This window comes from bacterium SCSIO 12696, assembly GCA_024397955.1.
Taxonomy (GTDB): Bacteria; Pseudomonadota; Gammaproteobacteria; order Pseudomonadales; family Porticoccaceae; genus SCSIO-12696.
Genome location: CP073744.1, coordinates 2,350,019 through 2,362,358, shown reverse-complemented (window position 1 = coordinate 2,362,358; position 12,340 = coordinate 2,350,019). Strand labels below are relative to the sequence as shown.

The window sequence follows — 12,340 nt, the reverse complement described above, 5'->3', positions numbered from 1 at the left end:
TTGGATAAGAACTTAATGATAAATAGCAGCTATATGCTTATCTGGACACCATGAAGCACCATGTGATCTTGGCTGCTCTCTTATTTTAACTATTTCCCAGACCATAAGCGTGAGGCAACACCACTTCAGCACTGAAAAATGCGGCTAGAAGTATAGCCCACTTTAAGGCTATCAGGACATAGACAACTACGCGGTTTAAGGTGCTTCAGTAACCACACTTTTCTGCTTTGAAAACCAGGCGGGAACCCTATGTCGTAAAAAATTATTCATTGGTTTTTCAAAAAAGTAAAATACACAAATGGATACTCCTGTTAACAATAAAAAGAAGACGCTAAAGCTTATCCATTCATTCGTCAAAATCTCTCTCGGCATGTATTTTTCGTACAGTATATGCACTGGCTTTTGTAAAATATAAAACGCATAACTGGCCTCCCCCAGAAGCACCAAAGGGTAGCTTCTAAAAAGAGCAATTAGCCTTAAATCACACCAAGCGATTAAAACAATAAAGAGCAAAAATAGTGGTGACAGAAGACTCGATCCAAAAGCCAAGCTTAGGCCAAAATATTCCTCTATAGGTCGCTTATTATTCAATATGACAACAATAGAAAAACACACCACTACAACAGCTATTGTTAACCATGAACTTTTATTGACCGTACTTTTCTGTTCATAAATCCAAATAGCACCAGCAATTCCCAAGATAAAGCTACACAAGTGAGTGGGCGGAAAATAGTAAATCATGTCATGAGAAAAGGATGGGTAGCCTTCATACCCGTCACTCGATAAAACATAGGTTGTCGCCAAATGCACAGCCACCCAAAAACCCAATCCAATCCCAAGAACCGCCTTTGAAGTGAGAGATAACTGTTTAATGCAAATTAAAATTAAGGGAAAGGCACAATAGAAAAACGCCTCAACCGACAAAGACCAACCAGGCCCATTCAATGAAAGAGGAAAAGGCGAAACCCAAGACTGTAGAAAAGTGACGTTAAGCAATAGTGCGATAGGGTTAATGCTTTGATGAGATAGCACCATTGATGCCAAAACAAGCCCAAGGGCTAAGAAATATACTGGTGTAATACGAGAAAACCGAGCCCACAAATACTTCGTAGCAACCACCGGCTTATTGAAATAAGATATCCCCATAACAAAACCAGAAAGCACGAAGAAAAAGGTCACCATCTCTGGGCCTGATCTTAAAAAACCAGGGATACCCTCCAAGTCTTTCCCAAAATGAAAGATAACTACGATAGAAGCTGCCAGAAATCTAAAAAAAGTTAACTCTTCAATTCTCATTATTTATTCCCAGACCACTTCTATCACTCATTACCCTACTATTTATTCTCTACGCAGTGATCCCACCAGCAAGGCTGAGCGTTCATATTCAGTAGGGCCTGCCACTTAGGTGATGTAGGCTGAGTAACGTATTCTAAAGCTCCCCAACTGCCATATTGGCCTGGCACCGAAACATCAACAAAATGGAAAAACAGCCCTCCACCAGCATCTCTCCAACTCTTAAAATTTCTCTCATAAAGACGACGCATCCGTTCATCTCTATTTAAACCGATATGGAGTGCAATAAAGCGCTGATCTGTCTGTGTTTCTTCAAAATTACCAGTGATGTGTTGCCCCCCCTCATAAGCTAGTACTTGCAACCCACGACTCCTGGCAACACCAACATGGTAGGCATATACTTTCTCCATCTCTGCAGCACTGAACTCACAGGGAAAATGACGGCTATCAAACGCTTGTTCAAATGCCTTTTGCAAGCCGCCATCGCTTTCATTGAGCCACTCCTCTACTTTGCGTTGACCCAAGTCATTCTCATAAGTATTGATACAACCCGTGAAATATGCGGCTATCGCGACAGAATCTATACCATGATCTTGGCAAGAGCCTTTATTCTCCTTCCACAAAGGGCAATCCAAAGATGATGTTTCAAGACCAGGCCATGTAGCATGTGCACCTAAGACACAATTGACTCGATGCTTTTCCTCTAGAAATACTTCGTTTTTCCAGATCTTGCATATGTTTGCTGTTTTCATACCATGCCACTGCATGTAGGCATCACCTTCTTTATCCCAAAGCTCCCTAGATGCCTTTAATGCGTATTGAGACTGGGGAAATAACCAATTCCAAACCTCATTTGAGTATTCGACATAAGCCGTCAGGTTTTTATCTAGGCTATTTTGAACAACTTTGGCAAAATTTTTGATGTACTGGTCAGTAGCCAAATGCGGCATGTTGAACCATGGATCTGAACCAAGTTCGTTAGCTAATCGCACCATATATTCAATCGGAACACCTTTTTGCGCAAAACTCCTGTGTTTAGGTGTCGGCCTGTCGGACCACAGGTTCTGAGTAGAGCCATTCGTGATCATCCAGTCCATAAAACGCAATGCGCGAAATCTTCCAATATTTGCCAGAAAATCAGGGTTGAAAACCTCGCCTCTGTCATAGTTTTCTATAAATTTTGCTGGAACAACCTCTATCTCTCTAATCGGGTCTGAAGGATCAAAGCTTGAAACACGAATCAGGCAGCTATCTTCTCTAGTTTCAATAACATCTCCACCATTCGACTCCCCTACTTTCTTTGCACACCAGTCATACTCTATACCTCCAGCACCTTTCCAGCGAACAATGTATCTGTCATAAACAATTGGGTGCTCTTCTATATTTGTTAAAAAAACAACAGCCGGCCGAACCCCTGCTTCTACACTAACCAACTCACCATACTCGTCTACAACAATCCCTTCAGGGCTATTCCTATCCCAGTCATACCACTCTCTAGAGGATCGCATGATATTCAGAAAAGGAAACTGTGTTGACCAATCTGCAATCCCGCTCAACCCCATCCCTATCGAACTCTGATCTTTGAGCGAGGGGTTTGCTGCAGACTGCATAGCAAAAAGCCCCATTGCAGAAACAAGCAACAATAGGGCCCTAAACAATCTCTCAGCAGCAGATTTCACTTTGCACCTCTTAATTTTGGAAGCACCCCAACACCAACCATCATCGCAAGTATCATGTAAGACAATGGTTTGATATGCCCAAGATCCTTAACCGTTCCCATAATAAAAAGGTGGGAAATTGACAACCCTATGAGCACTGAAGAAACCAAAAAAGTTCTATCATCAGAATTTTTTCTCACACGGTTAACTGCGATCATCAAAGATAAAAACAAAAGCACGTAGGGAAGGAACCCGAAAAGCCCATAATCCAAAAGAAGAGCTATGTAATTGTTGACAATATCGATAATGCCTTCCCCCTGAATCAGCGCCAACATTTCGGGTTCATTTAAGTATTTCCCACTTGATTGCCCCAGAAGTGGATTCCTGTAAAAGACCTCTAACCCATTCTCAATAAGCTTGGATCGATATGAATCCACACCTTCCTTACCAATAAACGGGAGCAACTCTAAAAAACGCTCTTTCTGTCCCAAAAGAATCAGGCCAAATACAGAAACCAGACCAAACACACCTAAATAAGCTAAGTTTCTGAACCTATTCTTACCAAGAAATACAGTGACTACAACAAAGAACAATGCCGCCCCAACCCAGGGACCTCGAGAAGAGGTACAGTACAAGCCTGCTAATAGTAAAAAGAGCGTTCCGTATTTGAATAAGAAACTGGGCGAGAATCGTTTGGCACAAAAGTACCAAGCACCCAGTGAAACCACCATAAAATAGCCATTAACAATGGAATGAACAAACAAGGAAGATGCTCTTAAATACCCTCCCCGGTACATGAAAGTTGACTCTGTAATTGATGAAGATCCAACAATAAAGCTTGTTCCTCGATACAGCTGCCATCCTCTTAGAAACTCAAAGACATTTACTAGAGCCCCAAACAACCCTGTTAAAAGGATCACAACGAATACAGAGTCCAGAATTTTTTTATCAATAGACAATCTACTGATAACAGCGTACGGAACAATAACTTCAAAAAATGCGACAAGCGCCAGCTTCACAGAACCTGTGACACTGGCATTATCTCTAAACCCTTGAAAAATAACCAAGAGATATAATATAACGATGCATTTATCTTGAAATAGCTGGCCGAATGGGGTTTTTGACTTATCGTTCTTGAACTCCAAGAACTTCGGAAATAAGAAACAAAGAGAGACTATCGATAGATAACTAACCCCTAGTAGATACTCAATTCCGGCAAAACCTGGTATATGAGCCTCATAAAGTGGCATGATTAGCAGGAAGAATACAAACCACAAAACATCATTATCTGGGTTTTTTCTTAAGGAAAGCGAAGCAACAATTACACCAATGTATAACAACCAAATACTTTGCAAAACAAAGACACAAGCCGTAATTGACAGCCAAACAATTATTATCTTTTTAGTGTTGACACCAAAGAATCCCAACTCATCCAGATCTTTTCCATGAAAGAATCGATTAAGAGTTGATGCAATAACAAAAAACCCGGAAAGAACAACAAAAGCTTTTATATACACCAACATTTAGAGACTCATACCGTTTCCGTTACAACCGACTTATACACATCAGCTACAAACCTAGACTTTTTATTCCATGACTGATCTTCAGCATAACGCATCGCCTCACGAGACATCGACAGCCTCATTTCAGCGTCTCTAACTAATACCTCTATAGAAGCTGCTGTTTCACTAATCACATACTCCCTCGACTTAGGCTCTACCTTAAAGCCTACTTTTTCGTTAACAAACTCTCCGATACCCCCGTTATTTACAACAATGCAAGGAAGAGCATTCGCCATTGCCTCTAACACAACTGCGCCGCCAAATTCTCGAACAGAGGGGAAACAAAAAATATCCGACCTTCGGTAGTAATCCAGCGTCTGGCTTTGTGATACCCAACCACACAGCTCAACAAATTCTTCAAGACCTAGCTCCTTAACCATTTCACGCAGTTTCGGCATCTCTGGCCCATCACCTACAATCAGTAAGTTAATCTTTTCTTTAACTGCTGAATCTAACTGACCGACTGCTTCTAGCAGCATATCTGCACCTTTATATGGCACTAGGCGGCCAACAAATATTAAGGTAACCCTTTCGGGGTTAAAGCTTCTCTCAGATAAATTCTTCCTCCCTTGCGACAAGAACTCTTCCGTTACACCATTTTCAAAAAATAGCCCCACTTTCTTTGGGTTTAAATCGAAGGTCCTCTCAACCAATCCTTTGGTATAACTAGACCCGGAAAGCACATAACGAGCTTTTTTATAGGTTCTCTTATATCCGGGAATCAGAAATCGGCCAAAAATACGAATAAAATTAAAATAGGCAAATTCTTGACTCGCTACTTTTTTGAATCCTTTAGGGAAGGGAACACCGCCATTTACTGGGCCAATAACAAATGGTGTTTCATCGCACACTTTCGCTATTTTCACTGGGTAGCGAGGCATCACTGGAGTTAATGAATGAACAACGTCATACTTGCCTTTTTCGATATCACGCTTAAAGGTGCGATACACTTTATTGTCGAAATCACCGTATATAAAATAACCAAAGGAGTTGTAAATCGGCCATATAATTCGATCCCTTATTGTACTAATACGCTTAACAATTCGTTCGTAAGCACTAATTAGTCGACTTTCCTTAATAAAAAAAACATTCGCATCTGGACATGCTTTCTCAAGCGCTTCTCGATTCCTTTCATGGGTCACTAAGGTTACATCAACATGCTGCCTAATCGACTCATAAAGCCGATAGCCAACGAGTGGAGCTGAAAACCAATCAGGGTTACACTGCTCCACAATTAGTAAGACTTTTAGTCGTGCTTCAGCCACATTTTTTCCTTATTTCTTACAATGAGAAGATAATTCACTTTCAGGACGATACAGCACACCATCCCGCCCTGAATATTGAAGCGCAAGCGCGACTTCATTCACGTGAAGAGCAAACTGACTATCTGCCTTACTTCTCTCGCCTAAAACGGTTCTTCTCAGGCCGTCAACGCCCAACAAAAAATCCATTTTGGTTTTCCCGCTAGACGTGGTCGGCATTTTCTCTCCGCACACACTCTTCAGTTTTTTGCGAATCGGAGAAAGAAATGTTTTTCGACGAATAGTTATTAGGCGCCTAAAATAGACTGATCCATTATTATTCCAGCAATCATCCACCTCCAGAACTCCTTTTTCACCAATCACTTGCAGAGAACGCTTGCTAGGAGCAACAATTGTAGTGCTCAATCGAGCAACAACGCCCTCAGAAAACACCAGAGTTGCTAGCGATGTATCTGCCGTGTATTTGGGAGTTAATTCTTGGTCATGCACTTTTTCTTTTATAAGACAATCTGAAAAGGCAATGACTTTTTCGACACGGCCAAACATAGCAACCAACCATGTCAGGTAATACCCTGCATGCTCAAGGGTGCAACCCACCTCAAATTCATCTTTATAAGGCCAGGGAGCACCACTTTTGCTAACCCACATTTTATAAGGCTGCTTGTGGATCATTCCGTCATCTAACTCAGCATAAACCAAGCGAATATCACCACAAACCTTTCCAGACACCGCAGATTTCAGCGTCTGTGCCAAATTACCAAACAAACTACAGGGGGCAGAATGTATATGAAGCCCTTTTTTTTCTGCCAAACAAACAAGCTCTTTGGCATCCTCATAGGACATAGCCAGGGGTTTTTCACTGTATACATTTTTACCTTTTTCTAAGCATTGCTTAGACACTTCGTAGTGAGATCGAGGATCTGTCAGATTTAAAACAATATTGATATTCGAATTAGCGAGAATGGCTTCGAAGCTTTCATAAGCATCTAGCTGGTAAAAATCACAGAACGTCTTCAAACGCTTGGTATCAATATCAAACACGCCCGCTATATTGATGTGCGGATAATGTTCAATGGTTGCCATATAGTAGTCAGCCACAAAACCACAACCGACGATAGCTACTGACATTTCTTCAGAATTATTCATACTTTTTAAATAGCGCAGCTAATTTATCTACTTGCTTATCTATATCAAATTTTTCACAGACTACTCGTCTGGCGTTGCTTGCCACATGCTGACAAAGCTCATCATCATCCAAATAGCTGGCAATTGCTTCTGACAGGCCAGAAACATCTGACGGCGATACAACAAGACCTGTTTCTCGGTCTCTCACAAGTTCAATCACTCCGCCTACGTATGTAGCAATCACCGGAGTTCCACAGGCCATTGCCTCCATAAGAGCAACCGGTATCCCTTCTGCGAAACTGGGTAGCACAAAAATATCCGCCATGGATAGCCACTCTCTCACCTGCGATCGATTGGCAAAGCCGTGAAATATAACCCTTTCCGACAAGCCCAACTCAATCGCCAAAGTCTCAAGACCTGCACGCTCCTCACCATCGCCAAGAATATGCAGTTCAAAGTCGCGCCCCGACTTCAGCAGAGAAACCATACTCTCGAAAAGAATTGGCAGTCCCTTCTCAGAAGAAAGCCGTCCGACATACAACATCCTTTTAGCACTGGTCTCTGGAGGCAAGAAAGGAAATTCTGTCGGGCGTATACCACAGCGAACTATCTTTAGTTTATTCCAAGAATCTTCCTGCGTATAAAGCATCATTTGGCTCTTGCAAAAATGCCCTATACAAGAAACAAATTCTGAATTAGCTAATTTTTCAGCCAAAGCCCAATGAAAAGCATCAAAAAAAATGTGCGGGCCGTGAATACTGATACTGTATGGTATTCCGGTCATTTTTGATGCCAGTAGCGTTACTGTTCCACTATTGTCACCCAAATGATTATGCAGGTGCTCTATGCCGCCTTTTCGGAGCTCGCAAGCCAAAAGAACAGCTTCTTGAAAGTAAAACACTTGCAACAAAAAACCTTTCGCCCCTGGCCGAGCGGTTTTCAGGCCTAACAATATTGTTGACAAGTAACGCACTGGAGAACGAACCAATAGCTGAATATTTTTTAATAATAAAAATAAGTAATTGGTAGGCAATAAATAGTGTGTATTGGATTTTTCTTTGACAACTTCTTCATCCACATCGTGGGCCAGCCCCACCTTATGGACAGAGAATGTGCTTACAGAAAAGCCCCTTTCACGCAGACCAACAACTTCTCGACGAATAAATGTGTCAGTTGCTCTTGGGTAACTATTGGTAAAATACGCTAGACGCACTAAGCCACCTTCACTTTATAAAAACTTTAAATTCTTGATCAATAATTAATACTTGTATTACTGCAACCGAAATCATCCAAAAATTATGCCTCTTTCTGGGAAGAAAACTGCAATGGTTTATAACGACCACTAACGCTATTCCCACAAAAACTATCGGGTAATTTTTTGCGTCCAGAAAAGCCTAAAGCACACCTAACAAATGCACAAAATGTAGAGAATAGCCACCATGGTAAAGGTATTATGAAGCGAGATAGCAAACCTCTTTTCTTGAGTTCATAGAGATATTGCTTCTGGTTCGGCAGTTCATCATCCAAGACGTGCAAAGCTTCACACTGTGTCACACTTGTGTTTTCTGCAACAGCGATTGTTACGGAAGCCAACCTCTCAACATTTATCAGCGGAACCTGCCCTTCATGAGAAACGACTATTCCAAGGCTACCGGCTAACAGACCAGCATGAGCTGTGGATAAATTCTCTGCGTCATAAACCAACCCAGCCCGAAGCACCGTTACGTGTTTATCGCCACTCACCCATTTTTTTACAGTCAACTCTTCATTACGCTTCATCAAAGCGTAATCTCCTAAATTCTCATCAGTTCCACATATGGGAACATTCTCATCGACCGTAAAAAGCGCTGGCAATCCTTTGTAATCCAGGACAGAGATGCTTCCCATTAGAACTAATTTTTTTAGGTCAGCCTTATCCATGGAGTCCAATATATTTTTAGTGATTGCAGCGTTTATAACATCACTCTGTTCTTGGTTGCTGGACAGGTCAGCAGCCAAATGGATAACAACATCCAGGTTCTTGCCCGAAACATCCAACAACTCCGTTTTTAGATCAGCATTTATCCACTGCAGGTTTTCATGCTGGGGAAGTTGAGACACATCCTTTCGACTCACACCGACAACACCATGGCCAGCATCCAATGCCCTTCTCACCACTTGCTGGCCTATAAAGCCTGCTGCACCGGTTACAAGTATATTCACAAAGCAAATACCCGAAGCATATTGAGACAAGGAATACTTACGACCACTGTTTGTCACCGTATTGCTGAGACAATGGCTCTTCAATTCCTTTACGAATCAGCTCTTCACGACGGCTTTCGGGCTGCCAATTCAAATCTTGGCGAGCATTGCTGGTATCAAAGTGAGCGTATTGGCCACGACATTGCCAATCATGTAATGAAGGCGTTCGTTCACCATCCGGGTGACCCACCAAACGCTTAACAACCCATCTGATCATATCTTGGGTATACAACAACCAAGCCCGGCTGGATTTAGCATCAATGTGGCTCTTCAGCATGGCCTCTACTTGTTGAACATAATCACGCGCACTGAGGGCTGGCTCTGCAGACAAATTGTAGCTTTTCCCCACTACGTCTTCTGTATGGACGGTTGCAGCGATAGCATCTGCCACATCATCAACCAAAACAAAGGGAAGAAGGTTTTCGCCTTTACCCCAGTAACGACAAACGCCGAGGCCAAACCAATTCGCAACACCTAAGTGTGTTATCGCTCCACCTTCGCCAATGACTATTGCAGGCCGAACTACCACTGCTGGAAACCCTTCATCACGGTACTTCTTAGCCAAGTACTGCTCTATATCAGCTTTACTGCGCGCATAGTTGTTGCGGCGTTGAATTTGCTTATCAATACCGTCGTTCTCGCTAATTAAACCGGCTGAAGGACCAAGGTGCAGAGAGTCAATCGTTCCTGAATAGACAAATCGTTTTATTCCTAATTCTTGGCACAGATCAATCAATTTTTTAGTGGGGTCAACATTATTTGCAACATAACCTGGATAGCTATTTGCAGGGGTAACCGCAAGATGAATAACACTCTCAGCTCCCTCGAGGGCTGTTCGCAAAATACTTTCATCCCTGTAATCCCCAACAACAACGTCAATACTTTCCTGAGGCACTACCCCAGCTAGAGCAGATGGATTTCTCACCAAGGCCCGTGCAGATATTTTCTGGCGAACAAAGCTTTTCAAAAGTGCCTTACCAATAAAGCCTGTAGCGCCAATAACCAAAACCGTCGGAGTAGCACTTGAGGCAGAGTTCTGATCCGTCACACTCGGCGAAAACGCTTCCAGAAAGGTTTTTTCATCTGCTTGAATGGTCGGATTAGCGAACTTTCGAATTCGCTCGAGCATAGTAATAACTTGAAGAGCAAATAAACCTGTCGATCCTTGGCAATCATGCGTGTTAGATCGAATCGTTTCGTAGCAAGCTTTGATACCACTACTCATACATATCTCGTATGGCCCACCCCCAATAGACTTAATAACTCTCGAGGCTGCATAACGAAAATAGGTTTGTGTCGATTGCGCTAAGCGGCTAAACGCCGAGCGCCAGTTAACGGCCAAACGCTCACCATCTATAGATTTACCTGAGTGCCGATCAAGGGTGCAAATATCTTTCTCTATATCAGCTCGAGCTACGCCGAATAAACCTTCCACTTCTACATAGTGCTCTTCATAACCCTGATCGACGGCAATATCTATTTTAATGGCCGTTTGCCCCCGTCTACCGGCAATACTCCAACGGCTATAGTACAAACCTCCCGTGGGGAATTTCTTGCGCCCAAACAGGTCAACAAACTCAATATCCATTGTTTCGCTGGAGTCGCCACCAAGCACCCCAAGCAACTCCGACACAGTATGCACTGCTGTTTCATACAACAAGTTACCTGGCTGCCTTAGCATCCATAAATTCCAAGGGCCAGTATCAATCGGTGGCAGATGCTTTTTCCATACCACGCGAATAGATTTTATTGGGCCAACATCTCCACTATTTACAATCTTTTGCAGTTTTTTATAGGGTGTGGAATAAATAAAATTGTGATTAACACTAATGGTGACGCCATTATTCTCAGCGACTTCAATTAGCTCACGAGCATCTTCACAATTGAGTGCGATAGGCTTCTCTACTACCGCATGACATCTCGCCTCAAGTACTTTTTTAGCCAAAAGATAATGGCTATCTGGCTGAGTAAGTACATGCACAACATCGAGGTTTGTTTCTGCCAGCATTTTATCGGCATCATCAAACACCTGAACATTCTGGCAATCGGATATAAATTGGTTAGCAGCGTGGTTATTGAAGTCACAGACCGCAACCAGATCAACATTCTCCAGCATCATAACGGTTCGCTTATGATGGCTAGATATATTACCTACGCCAATAAAGCCAACCCTTAACTTATTTTCTTTAGCATCCATTACTTGTACTCAATCAGCTCTTGCCGGCGGCGAGACAACTGCCCCACCATATAATTGGCCATTCCGGCAAACTCACTGATTTTCGCAGTTAAAATTAAAAACCCATAAACAAAAGTCGTACGAAACCCTAACTTCTTTCTAAGATTCCCTAGCAGCATTTTGCCAATGGATATACCGTATAAGAACAATACACATAGGGTGAAAAATGGGGATAAAAACAAGGAGCTTAATAACAACAATGGTATTAATGCACCCCAGAATAAAGCGCTTAACACTTCTCTGAAAAAATACTTCTCTGGCCCACGACCATGTAGATGCCAGATATTGGCAAAACCGTAACCCCCGCGCACCGCGCGTTTATACCATTGGCGTATGCGAAGAATATTTGCATCGTGCCGACTCATCGGACAGTCCAGTCGGTACACCTTGTACCCCTGCGCACGGGTACGTATACAGAAATCATCATCTTCAGCAGCAATAATTTCATCTGAAAACCCGCCCACTTCCCGAAAGATATCGACTTTAACCATCATATCTCCCAACACGGCCTTAGCTTCTCCTATAGCCGTATTCCATTCCACATCCATTAGTCGGTTGTAAACAGAAACATCTTGGTTTTTTTCAGAACGACGGCCGCTGGCAATGGCCATGTCTGTATTCCTGGAAAATTCAGCCAAAGCGTACTCGATCCAACCAGGTTCAAGCTCACAGTCACCATCCATAAACTGAACAAACTCCAGCTCTGGAAATGCAGACAGTAACTTTTCAAAGCCTGCATTTCTCGCTCGAGCCGCAGTAAATGGTATCGAGGTGTCCAGCTCTACAACTAAAACGCCCAGTGATAGCGCAAAAGCTACACTGCCATCCTCTGAGCCTGAGTCAACATACACAATCGGTGAGTTAACCGCATATTTACGCATTGCCAAGAGGCTGTTTTTTAAACGCTCGCCTTCATTACGGCCGATAGCAATAAAGCCCAGGGCATTAGATGTGTTCACAGAG

9 protein-coding genes are annotated in these 12,340 nt (G+C 42.6%); all 9 read right to left on the bottom strand.

Annotated elements, in window-relative coordinates:
• Positions 1–195: 195 nt before the first annotated feature.
• A complete protein-coding gene (locus KFE80_10880) occupies positions 196–1,296 on the bottom strand; it encodes an acyltransferase (protein UTW44877.1) in 1,101 nt (366 codons plus the stop codon).
• A gap of 38 nt (positions 1,297–1,334) precedes the next feature.
• Positions 1,335–2,972, bottom strand: a complete 1,638-nt coding sequence (locus KFE80_10875; protein UTW44876.1) for a cellulose-binding protein — start codon at positions 2,970–2,972, stop codon at positions 1,335–1,337.
• Positions 2,969–4,474 carry an O-antigen ligase family protein gene (locus tag KFE80_10870; GenBank protein ID UTW44875.1) on the bottom strand — a complete coding sequence of 502 codons (1,506 nt, stop codon included), beginning with the start codon at positions 4,472–4,474 and terminating at the stop codon, positions 2,969–2,971. Before KFE80_10870 ends, KFE80_10875 begins: the two co-directional genes overlap by 4 nt.
• Before the next feature lie 8 nt (positions 4,475–4,482).
• Complete coding sequence (locus tag KFE80_10865) at positions 4,483–5,778, bottom strand: glycosyltransferase family 4 protein (protein ID UTW44874.1); 1,296 nt, start codon at positions 5,776–5,778, stop codon at positions 4,483–4,485.
• 9 nt (positions 5,779–5,787) lie between these two features.
• Positions 5,788–6,921: a Gfo/Idh/MocA family oxidoreductase gene (locus KFE80_10860; protein UTW44873.1), complete on the bottom strand. Its 1,134-nt coding sequence runs from the start codon at positions 6,919–6,921 to the stop codon at positions 5,788–5,790.
• Entirely contained in the window at positions 6,914–8,113 is a 1,200-nt protein-coding gene (locus KFE80_10855) for a glycosyltransferase family 4 protein (protein ID UTW44872.1), read from the bottom strand. Before KFE80_10855 ends, KFE80_10860 begins: the two co-directional genes overlap by 8 nt.
• An 83-nt stretch (positions 8,114–8,196) precedes the next feature.
• Positions 8,197–9,102, bottom strand: coding sequence for an NAD(P)-dependent oxidoreductase (locus KFE80_10850; protein UTW44871.1), 906 nt, complete (start codon positions 9,100–9,102; stop codon positions 8,197–8,199).
• 37 nt (positions 9,103–9,139) lie between these two features.
• On the bottom strand, positions 9,140–11,338 hold the full coding sequence (locus KFE80_10845) for an NAD-dependent epimerase/dehydratase family protein (protein ID UTW44870.1): 2,199 nt from the start codon (positions 11,336–11,338) through the stop codon (positions 9,140–9,142).
• Positions 11,338–12,336 carry a glycosyltransferase gene (locus tag KFE80_10840; protein ID UTW44869.1) on the bottom strand — a complete coding sequence of 333 codons (999 nt, stop codon included), beginning with the start codon at positions 12,334–12,336 and terminating at the stop codon, positions 11,338–11,340. Before KFE80_10840 ends, KFE80_10845 begins: the two co-directional genes overlap by 1 nt.
• Positions 12,337–12,340 lie beyond the last annotated feature (4 nt).